General features: G+C 52.2%; 15 protein-coding genes, 1 tRNA gene and 1 other RNA gene. 2 read left to right on the top strand and 15 right to left on the bottom strand.

All coding sequences use genetic code 11. From position 1 onward, the window contains the following. Window positions 1-68: 68 nt before the first annotated feature. From GHC22_RS01050 to GHC22_RS01035, 4 genes are all read right to left on the bottom strand, one after another. Window positions 69-1562: a pitrilysin family protein gene (locus GHC22_RS01050; protein WP_153752055.1), complete on the bottom strand. Its 1494-nt coding sequence runs from the start codon at window positions 1560-1562 to the stop codon at window positions 69-71. A 221-nt stretch (window positions 1563-1783) separates the two neighbouring features. After that, the gene (gene dctA / locus GHC22_RS01045) at window positions 1784-3070 is read right to left on the bottom strand and encodes a C4-dicarboxylate transporter DctC (protein ID WP_008786411.1); all 1287 of its coding nucleotides are present in this window, start codon (window positions 3068-3070) and stop codon (window positions 1784-1786) included. A 157-nt stretch (window positions 3071-3227) separates the two neighbouring features. Then, the gene (hmsP, locus tag GHC22_RS01040) at window positions 3228-5234 is read right to left on the bottom strand and encodes a biofilm formation regulator HmsP (RefSeq protein WP_020996063.1); all 2007 of its coding nucleotides are present in this window, start codon (window positions 5232-5234) and stop codon (window positions 3228-3230) included. Between the two features lie 226 nt (window positions 5235-5460). After that, window positions 5461-5568, bottom strand: coding sequence for a type I toxin-antitoxin system toxin Ldr family protein (locus tag GHC22_RS01035; protein ID WP_003827426.1), 108 nt, complete (start codon window positions 5566-5568; stop codon window positions 5461-5463). Between the two features lie 425 nt (window positions 5569-5993). Between GHC22_RS01035 and megL the strand changes: the two genes are divergently transcribed. Continuing rightward, on the top strand, window positions 5994-7190 hold the full coding sequence (gene megL / locus GHC22_RS01030; RefSeq protein WP_153752052.1) for a methionine gamma-lyase: 1197 nt from the start codon (window positions 5994-5996) through the stop codon (window positions 7188-7190). 117 nt (window positions 7191-7307) lie between these two features. Continuing rightward, complete coding sequence (locus tag GHC22_RS01025; protein WP_043018665.1) at window positions 7308-8606, top strand: aromatic amino acid transport family protein; 1299 nt, start codon at window positions 7308-7310, stop codon at window positions 8604-8606. 35 nt (window positions 8607-8641) lie between these two features. On the opposite strand, the gene GHC22_RS01020 is transcribed toward GHC22_RS01025, so the two are convergent. The 11 genes from GHC22_RS01020 to GHC22_RS00970 form a co-directional block, all read right to left on the bottom strand. After that, window positions 8642-9844, bottom strand: coding sequence for a sigma-54-dependent Fis family transcriptional regulator (locus GHC22_RS01020; RefSeq protein ID WP_153752051.1), 1203 nt, complete (start codon window positions 9842-9844; stop codon window positions 8642-8644). A 176-nt stretch (window positions 9845-10020) separates the two neighbouring features. Beyond that, a complete protein-coding gene (gene dppF, locus GHC22_RS01015) occupies window positions 10021-11025 on the bottom strand; it encodes a dipeptide ABC transporter ATP-binding subunit DppF (protein WP_008786417.1) in 1005 nt (334 codons plus the stop codon). Then, a complete protein-coding gene (dppD, locus tag GHC22_RS01010) occupies window positions 11022-12005 on the bottom strand; it encodes a dipeptide ABC transporter ATP-binding protein (RefSeq protein ID WP_048236981.1) in 984 nt (327 codons plus the stop codon). Before dppD ends, dppF begins: the two co-directional genes overlap by 4 nt. A 10-nt stretch (window positions 12006-12015) precedes the next feature. Then, the gene (dppC, locus tag GHC22_RS01005) at window positions 12016-12918 is read right to left on the bottom strand and encodes a dipeptide ABC transporter permease DppC (RefSeq protein ID WP_003024315.1); all 903 of its coding nucleotides are present in this window, start codon (window positions 12916-12918) and stop codon (window positions 12016-12018) included. 9 nt (window positions 12919-12927) lie between these two features. Beyond that, window positions 12928-13947 carry a dipeptide ABC transporter permease DppB gene (gene dppB / locus GHC22_RS01000; RefSeq protein WP_003827415.1) on the bottom strand — a complete coding sequence of 340 codons (1020 nt, stop codon included), beginning with the start codon at window positions 13945-13947 and terminating at the stop codon, window positions 12928-12930. Between the two features lie 166 nt (window positions 13948-14113). Further along, on the bottom strand, window positions 14114-15721 hold the full coding sequence (gene dppA, locus GHC22_RS00995) for a dipeptide ABC transporter periplasmic-binding protein DppA (RefSeq protein WP_003827414.1): 1608 nt from the start codon (window positions 15719-15721) through the stop codon (window positions 14114-14116). Window positions 15722-16471: 750 nt separating this feature from the next. Beyond that, a non-coding RNA gene (locus GHC22_RS00990) (RtT sRNA) lies at window positions 16472-16604 on the bottom strand. Between the two features lie 34 nt (window positions 16605-16638). Then, window positions 16639-16715: transfer RNA gene (locus tag GHC22_RS00985), tRNA-Pro, on the bottom strand. Window positions 16716-16806: 91 nt separating this feature from the next. After that, window positions 16807-18501 (bottom strand): kdo(2)-lipid A phosphoethanolamine 7''-transferase, encoded by a 1695-nt coding sequence (gene eptB, locus GHC22_RS00980; RefSeq protein WP_153752049.1) that lies wholly within the window; start codon window positions 18499-18501, stop codon window positions 16807-16809. 210 nt (window positions 18502-18711) lie between these two features. Beyond that, window positions 18712-19914, bottom strand: coding sequence for an MFS transporter (locus tag GHC22_RS00975; protein WP_020996062.1), 1203 nt, complete (start codon window positions 19912-19914; stop codon window positions 18712-18714). A 251-nt stretch (window positions 19915-20165) separates the two neighbouring features. Then, complete coding sequence (locus GHC22_RS00970) at window positions 20166-20867, bottom strand: autotransporter outer membrane beta-barrel domain-containing protein (protein WP_020996061.1); 702 nt, start codon at window positions 20865-20867, stop codon at window positions 20166-20168. Window positions 20868-20984: the final 117 nt, after the last annotated feature.

Genomic DNA, 20984 nt, shown 5'->3' with positions numbered 1-20984 from the left:
AACGCCGCATCCGGCACTGGGTAAGCCGGGAGCGCTTCACTTGCCCGGCTTACAGGTTACGATACCCTTTACTGTACAGGCGGGATATCCGTCACTTCAGGGTGTGATTCATCCGTTTCAACAGACGTTGCCGCTGCGGTAACGGGCGCCATAATGCTATCCCACGTCGCCTGCAGATCCTTCATATTGAATTCAGGTTCACCCTTCGGCTGCAGCAGAATTAACGCCATATCTTGCGACAGCTGCTGACGCAGGTCCTGATTCAGCATCTCAACGCTCAGGCTGTTGAGGAAGCTCTGGCGTAAACGCTGGTACTGTTCAGGCGCAATATCCACCACCTGATTTTGCAGCGAGCGCAAACGCTGGCTGATCAAAATATCGGTATCGGTACGACCATAGGTGGCAAACAGCTTCTGCAGTTCCAGATTCTTTTGCGCTACCAGCGCATTGAACTCTTCTTCCGGCAGTCCCTTATCACGCACTTTCGCCAGCTCACGCGCAACCGTACCCAGATTGGCGTTCAGCTTATCGTTCGGCGACTCAACGTTAATCGCGCACTGCGCGCGCAGGAACAGCACCCGGCAGTCAAATCCGAGGCCAATGTCTTTGGCATTGTTTTTGGTTAGCTCTTGCTGAATGTGCCAGAACAGCGCCTCACGAGCTAAATCAGCGCGCCAGTAACGTAACAGCGCGGCAGATTCACGGATCGGCTGCCACGGCGTATCCCACATAATAGACAGGCGATCCTGGCGTACCGCATCGGTCATAATACTCACGGCTTCTGCTCGCAGCGGAGAGAGCGTGGGAACCGGTGCAGGCGTTTCGCGTTTTCCTTTTAACTCGCCAAAGGTTTTATTGATTTGCTCAGCTACGCTGCGTGCATCAACGTTACCGACGATGATCAGCGTCATCGCGTCCGGGGTATACCATTTCTGGTAGAAAGACTGAATTTTCGACGCGTCTACCGGCGTTTTCAGCGGATCGGCGGGATCGTGCCCCAACAGGGTCGATCCCTTCAGACGGTAACGCCACCACCCTTCTTTGGTATCTGACGGCCAGGTTGCAACCATGTCTTCGCTATTCAGCGCATGATTGACCGTTTCAGAGGTGATGCTCAGATTGCCGGAGATATTTGCCAGATAAGAAAGTGACTCTTTCAGTAGGTCGTTACGGCTGTTCGGCAGACTGAGGTTATACAGCGTTGAATCATAGGAAACGATAACCGGCGGCATGGGACGTTTGGGATCGAACCCCTGCTGCCACAGTGAACGGGCTTGCGTGGCATCGAGGCCACCGCTTTGCGTCAGCGCGATACGCGGGATCGCATGGCTGAAACCACTCTGTTGCGCACTTTCGGTGAGTGAACCGGTATTGACCAGCAGGCGAACCTCAATACGGTCGCTCGGACGCTGGGGAGTGGCTAACACTTGCCACTGTAAACCATTTGCCAGCGTGCCCTGTTGCCACGCTGGATCAGGCTGGAGCGCATCTGCCTGCACATAGCCGGCAGTGGCCATCATCAGCAAGCCGCCCGCTAAAAGTCGAATTTTTGTGCCCTGCATGTGAACCCCTGATCAACTATCCTGGAAATAAAAAGACAGCCCTCGAAAGGACTCTCTGAATATGACGTTAAAAACACTTCGTGTTAGACCGCGAGAACATAAAAATGTCACGGAAGAAGTGAAAAAATCCCGAGCCGCCGAATCGACGGTTTCAGGCACAGGGGGTAATTATGCGCAAACGCCCGCAGTCCTGGAAGGGACTACGGGCATAAGTGACGAGATTAAGAGGATAAATCGTGCGTTTTGCCATCCGGCGCACGATTATTCAGCGTGTCATCCAGCTTTTTGGTATCCAATTCTTTCACCCATTTAGCCACAACGACAGTTGCAACACCGTTACCAATCAGGTTGGTCAGCGCACGGGCTTCAGACATGAAGCGGTCAATACCAAGAATCAGTGCCAGGCCAGCAACCGGTAAATGCCCCACCGCAGAGATAGTCGCGGCCAGAACAATGAAGCCACTCCCGGTCACACCCGCTGCACCTTTTGAGGAGAGCAGGAGCACCACCAACAGGGTTATCTGATGGAAGATATCCATGTGGCTGTTGGTCGCCTGAGCGATAAACACCGCCGCCATAGTCAGATAGATTGATGTCCCATCAAGGTTAAACGAGTAGCCCGTGGGTATAACCAATCCGACAACCGACTTCCGACAGCCCAGTTTTTCCATCTTATCGAGCATACGCGGCAGCGCAGACTCGGAAGAAGAAGTACCCAGAACGATCAGCAGCTCTTCACGGATATAGCGGATGAATTTAAAGATACTGAAGCCGGTTGCGCGCGCAATTGAACCCAGCACCAGCACCACAAACAGAATACAGGTGATGTAGAAGCAGATGATTAGCTGACCCAGTTGCACCAGCGTTCCGACGCCATATTTACCGATGGTAAAGGCCATAGCACCGAAAGCACCGATAGGCGCCAGGCGCATGATCATATTGATGATGCCGAAAATAACCTGCGAGAAACTTTCAATCACGTTGAAAATCATCTGGCCCTTGCTGCCCAGACGATGCAGCGCAAAACCAAACATTACTGCAAACAGCAATACCTGCAGGATGTTACCGCTGGCAAACGCGCCAATGACGCTCGCCGGGATAATATCCATCAGGAAACCTACAATCCCCTGGTCTTTTGCCTGTTCGGCGTAAATCGCAACCGCTTTGGCATCCAGCGTCGCCGGATCGACGTTCATCCCGGCACCGGGTTGCACCACGTTAACAATGATAAGACCGATGATCAGCGCAATCGTACTGACCACTTCAAAATAAAGCAGTGCAACCGCACCGGTGCGGCCTACGGCTTTCATACTTTCCATGCCTGCAATGCCGGTAACGACAGTACAGAAGATGACAGGTGCGATGACCATCTTGATGAGCTTAACGAAGGCATCACCAAGCGGTTTCATTTGGGCGCCTAATTCAGGGTAGTAATGGCCAAGGAGAATACCAATGGCAATCGCTGTCAGGACCTGAAAGTAAAGGCTTTTGAATATAGAGGTTTTCATAGGGTGTCCTTAAAGTAAAAACCACAGGTCTTGTAAGGTTTTGTTTAACCTGCGGCCTTAAAGTAACACCCACACAACTTGACAGAAATGTACCTGGATCATAATTGATACAAAAATGTTAAAAATTTTGAGCTGGCTCGCACAAGCGAGACCTTTTTTAACTTTTGTAATCAGCGCTTTCCGGCGCCAGATAACGTTCTTCGAAGATATTTGCCGGAACCGGTCGGGCAAACAGGAACCCTTGTGCCACTTCCACCCCGGCTTGTGATAGCCATTCACGCTGCGCTTCGGTTTCGACACCTTCGGCGATCATCTGCAAATTAAGGCTGTGGGCCAACTGAATGATGGCGGAGATCATGCTGCAATCCTCAGGTACTCCGTCGACAAACATCTTATCGATTTTGAGGACATCCACCGGTAGCGACTTCATGTGCTGCAGCTGTCGCAGGCCCGCATACCCCATGCCAAAGTCATCCAGTGCGATACGTACTCCCGCATTACGCAATGGGCGCAAAATGGCCACCGCGGCGTGGGGATCATCGATATGTCGGCTTTCAGTCACTTCCAGGATCAACGTACCAGGCTTGATCCGATAGCGGTTTAACAACTCCAGCAGGTCCGAGACCATACTCGGGTGCATTAGCTGTAGTGCGGACAAATTCACCGACAGCGGCAGCATCAGACCCCGTTCCTGCCACGCTGACAGCTGGCGACACGTCTCTTCCAACACCCAGTAACCAACCGTCACCATCAGACCGCAGGACTCAATCCTGTCGATTAACCCTTCGGGCAGCTCCCAGCTTCCGTCCGGCTGCTGCATCCGCAATAATGCTTCTGCGCTCAATACCTTACCGCTGGACATTTCCACCTGCGGCTGCATCCAAAGCGCGAACTGCTGGTTATCCAGCGCGCTGAGAATATCGTTCTCTTCCGTCAAACGCTGCTGCGCCTCTTCCATCTGTAACGGATCAAAGAACTGAATTTGATTTTTACCCTTATGGCGCGAGGTTAACACGGCCGACAGGGCGCGGCGGTAAAGCTGTTCTGCGGTCAAATCACCATAGAACATTGCTACCCCAATGTTGCAGGTAGGACGCAGTTGAATACCCTGAATAGGTAATCGCTCGTTAACGATAGTGAGTACTTGCTGACCTAGAGTAATAGCGTGCCAGGGTTCTTTTACACCATGGGCGATGATGGCGAAGTCATAGCCACTCACTTGGGAAAGCACCATCCTGGGGGCTAATACCGACTTGAGTTTTTCGACCAGCGTAAGCAGCAGGATTTCCCGCTGAGTTTCGGTTAACACCCCCGCGGTGTCACGAAGGGTTTCGCAGGTGACAATCATCAGCGCCGTCGTCTGCTGGCGGGTAACAACCTGCTCCAGCAGCCCCATTAAAAACGACTTATTGGGCAGTTCGGAAACCGGGAAACGCATTGCAAAGTCGCTTTGCTCTTCGCTATGTCGCTGAATCAACTGCTGATTAAGATTGTAGCTACGCACCAGCATACCAATCTCATCATCCTGATGTAGACGCGGCAATGCCAGTTGATAGCCAATCAGATCCTGCTGTTGGATGTCGTTCAGCTCACGGGCAATTTTACGTAAGGGGTGCACAATCAAGCGGTTAATGCACCAGGAGATGGCGACGGTCAGTATTAACGACAAAAGTAAGTAAATGGTCACTAACGTCGAGAGCGTACTCATCACGAATTTGTACATGCGGTACGAATCCGCCTGCAGCACCAGATACGCCAGCGGTTGCGGGTTAGCTGAACGCTCAAGAGAATAGATCGGCAGCGAAATTTGTACCGGAAGCTCAAACAGGCGAGTCACCGTAACAGGAACGGGGCGTTCAGGGATAAAGCTCATCCGCAACGCCTGAAACTGATTGGGCAGCACCACATCGGCGCGACTGACTACACCCGCTGGCCGAATACTTTTTAAAATGGCTTCCGCTTCGGGAATATCCCCTTTCAGGATAGTGTCCGACAGAGGCTCACGGACGGAGCGAGCGATACTTTCCAGTTGCGTAGCCGTGTTATAGCGGTTTTGCTGGACCAGATGGAACAACAAAACGGTGCAAAAAATAAAAACGAACACCATAACAACGGCCGCAACCATTGCCATCTGCTTAATTGTTAACGAGCGACTGACACGCAAACTGACTCTCCACGGATAGACGAAACTGCCGTCAGAGTATACCCGATCGTAGCGGTATTAAGAGAGGCGGTATCTGAAAACTTCCCAGCGTGCATTATCGCGACAGGATAGGCACCTGGCGACGAGATTTATCTGCATTTAAGCCGAAAAAGGCCGCAAGGTCGCCCCCTGCGGCCTGGTTCGGGCGCATGTTGCCATCACGGCAGGCAGACGCCCACAAAGCGCATTACTTCCTGTTACGCAGCCAGCTCACAATCAGGCTGGCAATGGTGCCAGCGATGATTGGAGCCGCTAAATCGTGCCAGAAGGCCACGCCTAACTGTGCGAGCGTCATATAGCCGCCTGTGTTGCAATGGCAACTGTTCGCGGCTATCCTTAACTTGTCTGGAGTCAAGTTAGCCCCCGTCTTGTTGCCTGGTTTATACCGAACAACGTGCGGGGGTTTTCTCTTTCCAGCAACCGATGCCGCCGGGGATCAGGCCCCCGCAACATTGCGCCTCACCGGGAATTCCCGGCTTGCCGCTGATTCTACGGCAGCCCACTTGCCATATCACTGCGCAATATTGCGCTCTGCGTAGCGCCTCGCAATTCACCCATTTTCTTACCAGCACGCTGGAAAGATTCTTTCCAGTTGGCAACATTCCTGCCGACCATTAGTTCAGACAAAAACATAACACATTGATATCTATCAGTTCATTTTCTGGCACAGCGATTGCTATTTGACTGTGAGCTGTTCTGTTCCGAATTAAAGGAGATATCATGTCTGACTGTCGTACTTACGGATTCAACACCCAGATCGTTCACGCGGGGCAACAACCCGACCCTTCAACTGGCGCGCTTAGTACGCCTATTTTCCAGACCTCAACGTTTGTTTTTGACAGCGCCGAACAAGGTGCCGCCCGCTTTGCGCTCGAAGAGTCCGGGTACATTTACACCCGCTTGGGTAACCCCACCACCGATGCGCTGGAGAAAAAGCTGGCGGTACTGGAAAGAGGTGAAGCCGGGTTGGCAACCGCGTCCGGTATTTCTGCTATCACCACAACGCTGTTGACGCTTTGCCAGCAGGGTGACCATATCGTTTCCGCCAGCGCGATTTACGGCTGCACCCACGCGTTTTTGTCGCACAGCATGCCGAAGTTTGGGATTAACGTCAGCTTTGTCGACGCGGCAAAGCCTGAAGAAATCCGCGCCGCCATGCGACCAGAAACCAAAGTTGTGTATATCGAAACGCCCGCCAACCCAACGCTGTCGCTGGTCGACATTGAAACGGTGGCCGGTATCGCCCATCAACAGGGCGCATTGCTGGTGGTGGATAACACCTTTATGTCGCCGTACTGTCAGCAGCCTTTGCAACTGGGCGCGGATATTGTGGTTCACAGCGTCACCAAATATATCAACGGTCACGGGGATGTGATTGGCGGCATCATTGTTGGTAAGCAGGAGTTTATCGACCAGGCGCGGTTTGTAGGCCTGAAAGATATCACCGGCGGCTGTATGAGTCCTTTCAATGCGTGGTTAACACTGCGCGGCGTTAAAACACTGGGCATTCGTATGGAACGCCACTGTGAAAATGCGCTGAAAATCGCCCGCTTCCTCGAAGGGCATCCATCTATTACTCGGGTGTATTATCCTGGCCTGACTTCGCATCCACAGTATGAGCTGGGCCAGCAGCAAATGAGCCTGCCAGGTGGAATTATCAGCTTCGAAATCGCCGGCGGCCTCGAGGCTGGTAGGCGGATGATCAATTCTGTAGAATTGTGCCTCCTCGCGGTCAGTCTCGGTGATACCGAAACCCTCATTCAGCACCCAGCGTCTATGACACATTCGCCCGTTGCACCTGAGGAACGGCTCAAAGCAGGTATTACCGACGGGCTTATCCGTCTTTCTGTGGGTCTTGAAGATCCAGAAGATATTATTAACGACCTTGAACACGCCATCAGAAAGGCAACATTCTGACCAATATGGCCTGAACCGACGTCGTTCGGTTCAGGTTGTTGAGAATCAAGGCACAACAGTCTGGCAATACACGCGATCCTCTTTCGGGGAGAACGTGTATTTTGGGCAGGGGGTTCTATGCAGGACAACACATTACAATTAAGCAACAATACAGCAACCGCCGTACCATTCTCAAAAAAAATACCGTTTACGAAATACGATTTTGGCTGGGTATTACTGTGTATCGGCATGGCCATTGGTGCCGGAACGGTACTAATGCCGGTACAAATTGGCTTAACAGGCATTTGGGTATTTATCGTTGCCTTTATTATTGCTTATCCGGCAACTTATATTGTGCAGGATATTTATTTAAAAACATTATCAGAAAGCGAAACCTGCAATGACTACACTGATATTATAAGTCATTACCTGGGAAAAAACTGGGGCGTATTTCTTGGCGTCATCTATTTTCTGATGATTATTCACGGCATATTTATTTATTCCTTATCCGTGGTTTTTGACAGCGCCTCATATATTAAAACCTTCGGCTTGACCGAGGCCGATCTTTCACAATCGATAATCTACAAAGTGGCCATTTTTGCCGTGCTGGTCGCCATTGCTTCCGGGGGAGAAAAATTGCTGTTCAAAATCTCCGGCCCGATGGTGGTGGTCAAAGTGGGTATCATCATCGTATTTGGTTTTGCGATGGTTCCGCACTGGAACTTCGCTAATATCAGCGCCTTCCCTGAAGCATCGGTCTTCTTTCGTGATGTACTGCTAACCATCCCGTTCTGCTTCTTCTCGGCGGTGTTTATTCAGGTGTTGAACCCAATGAACATCGCCTACCGCAAACGGGTGGCGGACCGGGTGCTGGCTACGCGTATGGCAATCCGTACGCATCGCATCAGTTACATTACTCTGATTGCTGTCATTCTGTTTTTCTCCTTCTCTTTTACCTTTTCCATTAGCCATGAAGAGGCCGTTTCGGCTTTCGAACAAAATATTTCAGCACTGGCGCTGGCGGCTCAGGTCATTCCTGGGCAGATTATTCATATCACCTCAACGGTATTAAATATCTTCGCCGTATTAACCGCGTTCTTTGGTATTTATCTGGGATTCCACGAAGCGATCAAAGGTATTATTCTCAACGTTCTGAGCCGCGTCATTGACGTTGAGAAAATTAATCCGTTGGTGCTTACGCTGGGTATTTGCACCTTTATTGTTATCACCCTGGTCATTTGGGTGTCATTTCGCGTATCGGTACTGGTGTTCTTCCAGCTAGGTAGTCCGCTTTACGGGATTGTGTCGTGTATTATTCCGTTCTTCCTGATCTATAAAGTAACGCAACTGGAAAAACTGCGCGGACTGAAAACCTGGTTGATCCTGCTGTACGGAATTCTGCTGTGCCTGTCGCCCTTATTGAAGCTGATTGAATAACCCATGTATATCGCGCCGTCATACGCTGGCGGCGCTTAACCCACACTCTCCAGCTGATAGCCGCGAATTTTATTCAGCACCGTGGTGTGCGACACGCCCAGCGCTTTGGCGATATGCCGTGACGACACATTATCTTCCACCATCTGTTCAATGAGCTGGCGTTCAGCACACAGAACCTGCTCTTTAAAAGGACGTTCTGTCGGGCCCCGCTCAACGGCAGGCAAATTCACCATCCCTAATTCTTCCCGCGTAATAACATCGGATTCAGCCATCAGCATCAGGCGAATAATGGTATTTTCCAGTTCGCGCACGTTTCCCGGCCAGGTGTGATGGTGCAGGGCATCAAAACAGGCTTTATCCAGAATGATCCGCCGCTGGAATTCCTTTGCGTATTTCTGCACAAAGTGGCGAATCAGCAGGCTGATATCCTGTGGACGCTCGCGCAAAGGTGGAATGGTCAGTGAAAGCACGTTGATGCGGTAATAGAGATCGGCGCGCAGCAGACGTTGTTCTACCATCTCTTCCAGATTGGCATTGGTTGCCACAATAATGCGCACATTGACCGGAATAATATGCGCTCCGCCAACGCGCCGAATCCCGCCATCCTGAAGCACGCGCAGGAGTTTAGCCTGTAAGCTCAGCGACATTTCGCCAAACTCATCGAGAAAAAGGGTGCCTTTATCGGCCATTTCAAACAGCCCTTTTTTGCCTTTACAATCCGCGCCGCTGAAAGCCCCTTTCTCATAGCCAAAGAATTCACTCTCCATTAGCGACTCAGGTAGCGCAGAGCAGTTGACCGGAATAAACGGATAAAAACGTCGCTGCCCGGAATTATGGATAGCCCGGGCCAGCAGCTCTTTACCGGTCCCCGTATCGCCACGGATCAGAACGGTATATTTGCTGTCGGCAATTTTTATCGCCTTTTCGATAAGCGCGTGCATGCTCTGGCTGCTGCAAATAATGTCAGAGAAATAGCGCGGGCGTTCCGGCTCCGGTGTTGACAGCTCGCTTATCTCCTCACAGAGGTAAGCGACATGAATAATATCGGCGCGCTGGCTTAAACAGGATTGCACACAGGAAATATCCTGTAGCTGGCGGCACCAGGATTTAATCAGGATCCGCCCAGGCGTCACTTTCATGGAGATGATATTGATATCACAGCAGGAAAATTCCTTCAGGACATCCTCAACCATCGACAGACGATCAATTGTTTTAATATCCCAGCGTATCGTGACCACATTTGCTCCTGGTAGTTAGCAACTGCGAAATAGATATTTCTGTGACTAGAGGAAATCTGACTACATTCTAGACGCTGTGGAATAATGTTCTGCCAAAGGACTCACATTGTGGACGTAAAGAGAAAATATAAAAAAACCGGAGCACAAGGCTCCGGTTAACGGGTCATAACCCAGGTTTATTGCTGTGGGTTCTCATCCTGGTCAACGGCAAAACAAGCCACCAGTTGACCGCCGTAATCTTTCAACTGCGGCTGAAGCTGGGTACACGGACCAAAGCGACGACGGCAGCGGGCGTTAAACGCGCAGCCCGGCGGCGGATTCAGCGGGCTTGGCAGTTCACCGGTCAGCTTGATACGCTCACGGCGATCGTCCGGGTTCAGACGCGGCGTTGCGGAGAGCAGCGCTTGCGTGTACGGATGACGCGGATTATTGAAGATTTGGTCCTTCGTCCCTTTCTCCACGCAGCGGCCTAAATACATCACCATCACTTCATCGGCAATGTGCTCGACCACCGACAGGTCGTGCGAGATAAAGACGTATGACAGCCCCAGTTCCTGCTGCAAATCCATCATCAGATTCAGCACCTGCGCACGCACCGAGACGTCCAGCGCTGAGACCGGTTCATCGGCAATCACCACGTCCGGGTCAAGCATCAGACCGCGAGCGATGGCAATACGCTGACGCTGACCGCCGGAGAACATATGCGGATAGCGGTCGTAGTGTTCGGTTTTCAGCCCCACTTTCGCCATCATCGCCAGCGCTTTTTCACGACGCTCCTCTTTGCTGAGCGTGGAGTTGATCAGCAGCGGCTCTTCCAGAATCTGTCCCACTTTTTTACGCGGGTTCAGGGAACCGTACGGGTTCTGGAATACAATCTGGATTTTCTGCCGACGCAGCTTTTGCGCCTGCGGGTCGTGCTTAAGCAGATCCTGTCCCTGGTAATACAGCTCACCGCCGGTCGGGACTTCAATCATCGTCAGCAGGCGGCCAAGGGTGGATTTCCCACAGCCCGACTCGCCTACCACCGCCAGCGTTTTACCGCGTTCTAAGGTAAAGGAGACGCCGTCCAGCGCTTTCACCAGGCGCTCCGGGGCGAACATGCCCTTTTTCACCGGGTAGTGTTTTTTCAGATCAATAGCCTGCAACAGCGGCTGTGACAAAGTGGCCTTTTGCGTACTCATAGCCCAGGCCTCCCGGCATCATCAAGTGGGTAGTGGCATTTCGACTGACGACCGCCTTCCAGCAGGTTCAGTTCAGGTTCTTCAGCGCGGCATTTGTCGGTCGCATAGGGGCAGCGTGGGTTCAGCAAACAGCCGCTCGGGCGGTCATATTTCCCGGGAACCACGCCCGGCAGCGAGGCCAGACGTGCTTTATCCTGAGCAAACTCAGGCAGCGCGCGCAGTAGCGCCTGGGTGTAAGGATGACGCGGCGCGCGGAAAATATCCTGCGCGGCTCCGGTTTCTACCACCTGGCCGGCGTACATCACGATGATTTTGTGTGCCGCTTCAGCCACCAGCGCCAGATCGTGCGTGATTAAGACCAGCGCCATGTTCTCTTTTTGCTGCAATTCCAGCAGTAGCTCGATGATCTGCGCCTGAATAGTCACATCCAGCGCCGTTGTCGGTTCGTCGGCAATCAGCAGTTTCGGACGACAGGCTATCGCCATCGCGATCATCACGCGCTGACTCATCCCACCGGACAACTGGTGCGGATATACATCAAGACGCGAGGCCGGATCGGGGATCCCCACCAGCGTCAGCAGGTCTATTGCCCGCTGAACACGCGTTTTTTTGTTGCCGCCCTGGTGCACTTTAATGGCTTCCATAATCTGGTAGCCGACGGTGTAGCAGGGGTTAAGGCTGGTCATCGGGTCCTGGAAGATCATCGCCACTTCCGCACCCACTAACTGGCGACGCTCTTTCTCAGAGATGCGCTTCAGGTCGCGACCATTAAACTCCAGATTTTCGGCCATAACGCGGCCTGGGTAGTCAATCAGTCCCATAATCGCCAGCGAACTGACGGACTTACCAGAGCCGGACTCTCCTACAATGCCAACCACTTCACCCTGATTCACACTGTAGCTAATGCGGTCTACGGCGCGGAATTCGGAACCTACGTCGCCGAAATGCACCGATAATTTATCTACATTTAATAACGCCATCTCGAACCTCTTACTGCTTCAGTTTGGGATCGAGCGCGTCACGCAGACCGTCACCCATCAGGTTAAATGCCAGCACCGTCAACAGGATCGCCAGCCCCGGGAAGGTCACAACCCACCAGGCGCTTTGGGCAAACTGCAGAACGTCAGAGAGCATGGTGCCCCATTCCGGCGTAGGCGGCTGTGCGCCCATCCCCAGGAAGCCGAGGGCAGCCATATCGAGAATGGCGTTAGAGAAGCCAAGCGACGCCTGAACAATCAGCGGCGCAAGACAGTTAGGAAGAATGTTGACGAACATCTGGCGCATCGCGCCGGCTCCCGCCACGCGAGATGCGGTGACGTAGTCGCGGTTAACCTCCACCAGCACGGCGGCGCGCGTCAAACGGACATAGTGCGGCAATGCCACGAACGTCAGCGCCAACGCGGCGTTGCCAATCGAGGGGCCAAATACCGCCACCAGCACCAGCGCCAGCAACAGGCTCGGCAATGCCAGCATGATATCGACCACACGCATGATGACGTTATCGACAATCCCTCCAAAGTAACCGGCGATCAGCCCAAGAACCACGCCCATCAGCAGGGAGAGTACTACCACCAGACAGCCGACCAACAGCGACAGACGCGCACCGTACATCAGGCGGGACAACACGTCGCGGCCTACATCATCAGTACCAAACAGATGCGCCATGGTACCGCCTTCCTGCCACGCGGGAGGAGCCAGCAGCGTATCGCGGAACTGGTCTGCCGGGTTGTAGGGTGCGAGGACGTTGGCAAAGACCGCAATCAGGATCATCACCACAACGTACACCAGCCCAACAACCGCACCTTTGTTGCGTTTAAAATAGTGCCAGAACTCCTGCAGCGGAGTCATCGGCACCGGTGCAGCAATAACTTTATTTTCAGTAACCTGTGACATGATGGCCCCTTACTTCTTATGCCGAATACGCGGGTTCACCACGCCGTACAGCAGGTCTACCAGCAGGTTGACGAGGATAATCATCGTCGCGACCAGCAGCACCCCGCCCTGCACCACCGGATAATCGCGGCGTTGCAGCGCATCGATCAGCCAGCGCCCCAGCCCCGGCCACGAGAAGATGGTCTCGGTCAGGATCGCCCCGGCCAGCAACGTACCAACCTGCAGGCCGATAACGGTCACCACGGGCAGCATCGCGTTACGCAGAGCGTGAATAATGATGACGCGCATACGGGTCAGGCCTTTGGCGCGCGCGGTACGGATGTAATCTTCACCCAGCACTTCCAGCATCGATGAACGGGTCATACGCACAATGACCGCCAGAGGAATGGTCCCCAGCACCATCGCAGGCAGGATCATATGCGCCAACGCATCAATAAAGTTGCCCTCTTCACCCCAGATGGCGGTGTCGATAAGCATAAAGCCGGTTAGCGGATTGGAATCATCAAGGAACACCATGTCGCTCACCCGCCCAGAAACTGGCGTCAGGTTCCACTGCACGGAAACCAGCATGATCAGCATCATGCCCCACCAGAAAATCGGCATGGAGTAACCGGTCAGCGCCAGGCCAACTGCCGTGTGATCGAAAATGGAGCCGCGCTTAACGGCAGCAAGTACACCCACCGGGATACCCACTGCGACGGCGAAAATCATCGCGCAGACGCCGAGTTCCAGCGTTGCTTTGAAGCGAGGTACGAACTCTTCCCACACCGGTAAGCGGCTTTTCAGTGAGATACCTAGATCACCATGCATAACCCCCCAGATATAGTGGAGGTACTGCTGCCACATCGGCTTATCCAGACCGAGTTCAGCCAACAGTTGAGCATGACGCTCAGGGGAGATCCCACGTTCACCCGCCATGATCATAACCGGATCGCCGGGGATCATATGGACGAAGGCAAAGGTGAGAAGAGTGATACCGATAAACGTGGGGATGACGAGTCCCAAACGTCGGAGAATGAACTGCAACATAACCCGGATTCTCTCTAATGACACACGGCCTGGAACCGTGAGTCTGTATTGCTCACAAATCTTATCCCACGCAAACTGCATCGCGGGTAAAGCATTACGCCGGAGGGCGCTGCGCTTATCCGGCCTAAACAACACCGGGGCGCAGCGCTTCCTTAATTGCTTTTAATTATTCGACAGAGACGTTTTCGAAGTGGTGTTTGCCTAATGGATCAACCACATAGCCTTTCACTTCTTTACGCACTGGTTCGTACACGGTGGAGTGAGCAACAATCAGAGCCGGAGCCTGGTCGTGCATAACAACCTGAGCTTGCTTGTACAGTTCAATACGTTTGTTGTGATCGTCGGTCGCACGCGCCGGCTGGATCAGGTCTTCAAACGGCTTGTAGCACCAGCGAGAGTAGTTAGAACCGTCTTTCGCTGCCGCACAGCTGAACAAGGTCGCGAAGAAGTTGTCCGGATCCCCGTTGTCACCGGTCCAACCCATCATCACCGCCTGATGCTCACCCGCTTTGGCGCGTTTCAGATACTCGCCCCACTCGTAGGTCACAATCTTGGCCTGAACGCCAATTTTCGCCCAGTCAGCCTGAACCATTTCTGCCATACGACGTGCGTTCGGGTTATATGGACGCTGTACCGGCATAGCCCACAGCTCAACGGTAAAGCCTTTGTCCTGACCCGCTTCCTTCAGCAGCGCTTTGGCCTTCTCAGGATCGTAGGTGTAGTCTTTAACGTCGTCGTTATAGCCCCACATGGTCGGCGGGATCAGGTTTTTCGCGGCAACGCCAGCGCCCTGATAAACCGCTTTGATGATCGCTTCTTTGTTTACCGCGTAGGTCAGCGCCTGACGGACTTTCACGTCATCAAACGGTTTTTTCTCGGTGTTGAAAGAGAGGTAGCCAACGTTCAGACCCGCCTGTTCCATCAGGTTGATGTTTTTATCCTGCTTCATGCGCGCGATGTCTGCCGGGTTCGGGTACGGCATCACCTGGCACTCGTTCTTCTGCAGTTTGGCGTAACGCACGGAAGCGTCAGGCGTAATGGAGAAGACCAGACGGTCGATCTGCGGCTTGGTGCCCCAGTAACCTTCGAATGCTTTATACAGAATACGGGAGTCTTTCTGGTACTGCTGCAGCTGGAACGGACCGGTACCAATTGGGTTCAGATCCACTTTCTCCGGGGAACCGGCTTTCAGCATGTTGTCAGCATATTCTTTGGAAAGAATAGAAGCGAAGTCCATCGCCAGGTCAGCCAGGAACGGCGCTTCCGGGCGAGTCAGCACGAACTGAACGGTTTTATCGTCCACTTTTTTCACTTCGGAGATCAGATCCGGCAGACCCATCCCTTCGAAGTATTCATAGCTGCCGCCAGAGACTTTATGGTACGGGTTCTGGGCATTTTTCTGACGATCGAAAGAGAACACCACGTCATCGGCGTTAAAATCGCGCGTCGGTTTAAATTCTTTGTTGTCCTGCCACTTCACGCCCTGACGCAGGTGGAAGGTGTAGGTTTTGCCGTCTTCGCTGATTTCCCACTTCTCAGCAAGGCCCGGGATCACTTCAGTCGTACCGGTTTTGAACTCGACCAGGCGGTTATAGATCGGTACGGAGCTGGCATCATAGGTGGTGCCAGAGGTGAAAAGCTGCGGGTTAAAGCCTTCAGGAGATCCTTCTGAACAATAAACCAGAGTTTTAGCCTGTACGCTTGCTGCGACGGTCATAGCCACCAGGCTCAGACCAAGCTTCAGCATCCCTGACTTCTTCAAGGAAATACTCATTCTTCTGCTCCAATGTGATGTTTGTTGTTTTACCCTTTGCAGTGGGTTTGCACCGCCTGGCCTTTTTTGTTTTTTATCCGGCCGGGTCGGCGTTAAGAGGATGGGGATTCCGTTCACATAAGCGACTGAGTTGCAGTGCGGATTCTCCATGAAATGCCCCTCATACCCTACAATCTGTCAACAGAATGTGAAAACGTCAATACAGGTCACCGTGATTTACGCCAACGGTGAGAATTCACAAACAAAGATTAAAAAAAGTGCGGAAGGACATTTTCAGCAGGGAAATTTGTGCTACGCGCACTATGCCAGAATAAACATCTTCATATTTCGCAACATTTGGTGATTAACATTTATGCAATTTATTCAAACTTTCTAAATTAATGCTGCATATCTGAGCGATTAATACCATGAACGTTAAAACGCACAGCGGAAAATGCCAGCTTCAGCCATAAGTAGCGCAAAAAAAGTTTCAAGCAAATATAAAAAAGGCAATGGAATATGTCACAGAATCGTTAACAGTCAGTGGGAAGTGGTGCACAATTTTTGCAGATAAAATGAAGGTCAAACGTGGGGTCGGAAAAACAAAAAATACGCCCTGCCAGCGCTTCGCCTGTAGGCCGGATAAGGCGCCTGCGCCGCATCCGGCAGTGTCTGTTATAGCGTGATGTTTTGCCTGATGGCGCTTCGCTTATCAGGCCTACAAAAGCCACAAATGCAAAAAGCCCGCTCAGAAAGCGGGCTTTTCTAATTTGGTCGGTGATAGAGGATTACTCGCCACTGCGTGGCTCGCCCTGCGGGCCGTTGCTGACGCAACGTTCTCTCGCTACGCTCGAGTCGAACCTCTTGCCCCCGGAGGTTCTCATCCTCGTGGATTCCGGAATGCAAAAAGCCCGCTCAGAGAGCGGGCTTTTCTAATTTGGTCGGTGATAGAGGATTCGAACCTCCGACCCCTTCGTCCCGAACGAAGTGCGCTACCAGGCTGCGCCAATCACCGAATGCGGGGCGCATCTTACTGCTCAGCTGCGCGCCCGTCAATCCCTTAGTATCAAAATGCCATTTGATCGGCGAGAAAGTCAGCAGCTCAGTTACTGGGCTGTAGCCTTATTCGCGTCCGGGATACGACACCAGTTATTATTCTCGTTAATACCGCCATTTGGCGAGGTATAACCGAGGCAACCCAAAATGGTGTCGTACAGTTCCACATGACGACGCGGCACCTTCATATCAGCTTCTTGCTTCAGATGTGCAAACGCCTTCGCATGGTCGGGGTCTTCCAGATATTTGTCAGACATCCACACCATCATAGGAACGCGGAACTGCTCAGGTGGCGCCATTTTACGCGGCGTACCGTGCAGGTGCTCGCGCTCGTTAATCGACTCACCGTGATCGGCGGCGTAAAACACGATCGCTTTCTTATCGCGTAGCTGATCAAACACTTTGGTAATAAAGTGATCAACATAGGTTACCGAGTTATCGAATGAGTTGATCATCTCAGCTTTCGAGCAACCGCTATCAACATTGACACACTCCGGCTTCCACTGCGCATATTCGCGGGTGTAGCGCTGAGTGTAGTTAAAATGCGAGCCTTTCGTATGCAGAATAATCAGACGTTTTCCACTCTTATCATTCTGCTGCAAGGACTGCTGCATCTCGGCGATCAACAGCATATCGTCAACGTTCTTGCCACGGTTGCGCGGCTCTGCGCCAATCTGCTCACGATAGGCGATGTTCTCCGCCATGGTGTTACTGTAGAACCACATCTCGCTTTGCATCGCGTAAAGATCGGTCTTGAACCCTAACTGGCCGAGCACGGAGAAGATGTTTTGTTCTTTCAGGGTACGCTGCGGGTTTTCTTCTGCCCCACCCTCACGCACGAACATGCAACGCAGCGAAAGTTTGGTTGCCGTATCACAGGAATATCCACGGAAGGCGGCCAGATTTTTCTCCTGGGCGAGCCTTGGCGTGGTATTACGCTCATAGCCAAAAATCCCCATATGGTCCCAGCGGGTCGTTTCGCCGATAATAAAGACCACATAGGTGTCGTCGAGGTTTTTGGGGGCAACATAGGTAAACTTCTTCGCCGGGTTCATCAACGATTTGTTGTCTGAGGATTCATCCACCTGTGCCCAGGCGTACAGACCCAGCGCGGAGAGCCAGTTTGACGGCAGATAGGAATTCGCCACTACCCCGCCATAGCTGGGCAAATCGATCCCCGTTGCTCGCTCAACGCTTCTCTGTTGCATACTCAGCAGGCGAATCGGGCCCCATACCATCAGACCAGCCAGTAAAACTACCGCCACGCTGCGCCATCTCATGCCAGGCGTACGGATCTGTTTCATCAGGGTATAGCGGCAGCGATTACTCCAAATCAGAACCAACGGTAAAATGCTGACCGAAACCAGCCACACGACAAAATGCCAGCCAACCACTTCTTTCGATAAATCAATATCCGTGGTCATTACGGAGGCAATAATACCGTAACCAATTACCACATTCAGGAAGGTCATGTAATAGCTGGCACCGGCAGAACACAGCACCACTAAGGTTGTCAGGACACGCCAGGCGCGCCGACCAAATAAAGAGAGAAGTCGTAGTAAAAAGAAAGTCACCAGCACAGTGCCGGCTAATTCAACAACCGCAGAGAGTCCTTTCCAGACGGTAAACTCGTGTGCATATCCGCTAAAGCGCCGGAAAAATACAGCACAGTTCATAAACAAACCGATATAGATTGCCAGCAGGAAACTGAGTTTCTGCTGCGTCATCGACTTAATATATCTCATGCAAACAAACCCTGGGAATCGGGATTAAAACACCCTGAGCAGTAGTCAAACAGACCAGGCAGGGGAAAATGCGACAACAGCAGAAGTGAAATGTCTACGGGCGCGGGTAAGTAGACCACAGGAGGGGGAAAAAGTGCTTATGGAGAATGCAAATGACGCATATATTTTTGTAAATATATGCGCCAGGTATTAATCAGACTACTAATAGGTTTAGGCGTGCGCCTCGGTATATACGCTACGCTGTGGCTGGCGGATGGTGGTGGAGAGTGCCAGCGAGATAATTAACAGCGCAAAGATAACGCAGAAGGTCACATAGAAACCGCCGAACAGCGAGGCGATAATGGAACCACAAATGCTGCCGATACCGAAACCTAAGTAAATGACGCCGTAGTTTTTAGCCAGGTTATTCAAACCGAAGAACTCGCTCACCAGTGACGGGAACACGGTGATGGTACCGCCAAAGTTAAATGCTACGCAGGCAATCGCCGCGAAGAAGGTCGCATCATTCAGCGGGGCGAACAGCAGTGCCGCCATACCGACCAGCGAAACGACCTGCCCAATGGTGATAACGCGAATACGAGAGATTTTGTCGGACAGAATCCCCAGAACCAGACGACCTGACAGGTTAGCGATAGAAATGACGGTAACCGCATTTGCCGCCGTTGCCACATCCATATGCGCCAGGCTTTGTGCAATATCTTTCGCCACGCCAATCACATACAGCCCACTCATACACGCCGTCAGGAACATCACTGCCAGCATCCAGTACTGCGGTTTACGCATGGACTGCGCCAGGGTGTAGTCATTCTCAACCACGCCATTTTTCGTTTTCACTTCCTGATTCGGCGCGTCTTTCATCAGCGTGGAGCCAAAGACGATCATCACCAGCACAATCGCGCCCCAAATCATGAAGGTTTTTTCCAGACCCACAGTGCTCAACAGTTGGCTGTCGATGAATTTAAAACCGAGGCTGCCAAGACCGTAAGAACCGATGGCAAAGGCGGAAATCAGCCCTTTACGCTCAGGGAACCATTTTACACAGTTGGAAAGTGTTAACAGGTAGCCTGCGCCATCCGCCAGACCGACCAATACACCGGCGCTCAGCCACAGCATAATCAGGCTGTCAGAGTGGGCGGTTAAGAAGAAGCCGACACCCAGTAAAATACCGGAGGCCATGGTGACGCGTTTCACGCCAAAACGTTCCTGCAGTTTCCCGGCGACGGAAGAAGAAATCGCCAGCCCGAGGCTCAGCAGGCCAAAGGAAAAGGCAACCTGACTCACTGGCGCATCAAGCTTAGAAGAGAGCGCACCGTTAAACAGGCTCCAGGTATAAACAGAACCTAAAGCAAATTGGGTAATGATGGTGCCGATCAGTGTCAGCCAGCGGGTACGCTGATAATCAGAAGTTTTCATGGCAGTCTTCCTGCATAAACAAAATGGGAAATTCTCTGCCAACAACCATACCGAAGCGCTTTTATGAGCAGGAGAAAACGGCATGAAATGCCGCCAGGACGGAATGAAATGCCTGGAATGCGGAATGAATGACGAGACAAAAAGTCGGGTTACTGAATTTTATCGCATGAGTTAGTACACGCTATCGCTGGAGTGCGTGTGATTGTTGATCTCAACATGTAATCAAGATGTTTATATGCTGATTACTTACGTTAAAATTTGGCACTCACTCCCATGGTGTACATATAGTCGCTGTTGTTGGTACTGTTTTCCGCCTGCGAAAGCGCCGCGTAAGCCGCCATGTGCGGGTTCAACAGCATATCTGCACCGACGGTGACATCCACCCAGTTACCGTCCTGACCCGCTGCTGACATACGGCTGAGACCCGACTGCGCCTTCCAGATATTCTCGCCAAACTGCTGGTTATAGCTGATTTGCGCCCACGGTCGCACATCACCGAACTGCGAATTGACTCGCCAGCCCAACGAGCTCACGCTGGCATGCCACAGCGGATCGTTCTGCGTTACCGAAGTCGCGCTATCGCCAAATTCGTTGTAAGTAGATGTGGTTGAACCATCATAATGCAGCGCGGCAACCGGACCAGTTGTCACCTGCCTTGAAAGCGGGAAGTTCCAGCCCATACTCATGCCGCTGGTCGCATCCATAGGCGTCTCATCCGCCAGATTCACCACGGGACCCGCCACGTTCTGAGTGGAACGAATACGTTCTTCCAGAATGTCGTTATAACGTGGTTGGTGATCGCTGTCCCATGTATAACGTTCAGCCGTATGCCCTGACATCGCATCAACGATATATTCTTGTTGCCAGCCATATGCTGTATTGATGGACAGCGCACAAACTACAACGCTCACCAGAGTTAACCTCTGATGACCACTACTGTTTCTTATAATCATCAACGCGACTCCAGAAAAGAGCCGAATTCGGCAATATTATTGTCATTGTATGAAGGATATGGGCCCATCTGGCCCTGTATTAAATATTGTCTTTTTAGCTGGCGCGTCAAGGCGGGC

It is taken from the genome of Citrobacter sp. H12-3-2, assembly GCF_009649895.1.
GTDB lineage: Bacteria > Pseudomonadota > Gammaproteobacteria > Enterobacterales > Enterobacteriaceae > Citrobacter > Citrobacter portucalensis.
The sequence above is the reverse complement of the archived record's forward strand: the minus strand, read 5'-3'. Positions and strand labels throughout refer to the sequence as shown.

What these genes read in the sequence shown, in the direction of transcription:
- dppD (WP_048236981.1), bottom strand. Translation starts at nt 12,005, where the DNA reads ATGGCGTTATTAAATGTAGATAAATTATCGGTGCATTTCGGCGACGTA.
- GHC22_RS01050 (WP_153752055.1), bottom strand. Translation starts at nt 1,562, where the DNA reads ATGCAGGGCACAAAAATTCGACTTTTAGCGGGCGGCTTGCTGATGATG.
- GHC22_RS00970 (WP_020996061.1), bottom strand. Translation starts at nt 20,867, where the DNA reads ATGATTATAAGAAACAGTAGTGGTCATCAGAGGTTAACTCTGGTGAGC.
- GHC22_RS01025 (WP_043018665.1), top strand. Translation starts at nt 7,308, where the DNA reads ATGCAGGACAACACATTACAATTAAGCAACAATACAGCAACCGCCGTA.
- dppB (WP_003827415.1), bottom strand. Translation starts at nt 13,947, where the DNA reads ATGTTGCAGTTCATTCTCCGACGTTTGGGACTCGTCATCCCCACGTTT.
- dctA (WP_008786411.1), bottom strand. Translation starts at nt 3,070, where the DNA reads ATGAAAACCTCTATATTCAAAAGCCTTTACTTTCAGGTCCTGACAGCG.
- dppC (WP_003024315.1), bottom strand. Translation starts at nt 12,918, where the DNA reads ATGTCACAGGTTACTGAAAATAAAGTTATTGCTGCACCGGTGCCGATG.
- GHC22_RS01035 (WP_003827426.1), bottom strand. Translation starts at nt 5,568, where the DNA reads ATGACGCTCGCACAGTTAGGCGTGGCCTTCTGGCACGATTTAGCGGCT.
- megL (WP_153752052.1), top strand. Translation starts at nt 5,994, where the DNA reads ATGTCTGACTGTCGTACTTACGGATTCAACACCCAGATCGTTCACGCG.
- GHC22_RS00975 (WP_020996062.1), bottom strand. Translation starts at nt 19,914, where the DNA reads ATGAAAACTTCTGATTATCAGCGTACCCGCTGGCTGACACTGATCGGC.
- dppA (WP_003827414.1), bottom strand. Translation starts at nt 15,721, where the DNA reads ATGAGTATTTCCTTGAAGAAGTCAGGGATGCTGAAGCTTGGTCTGAGC.
- dppF (WP_008786417.1), bottom strand. Translation starts at nt 11,025, where the DNA reads ATGAGTACGCAAAAGGCCACTTTGTCACAGCCGCTGTTGCAGGCTATT.
- eptB (WP_153752049.1), bottom strand. Translation starts at nt 18,501, where the DNA reads ATGAGATATATTAAGTCGATGACGCAGCAGAAACTCAGTTTCCTGCTG.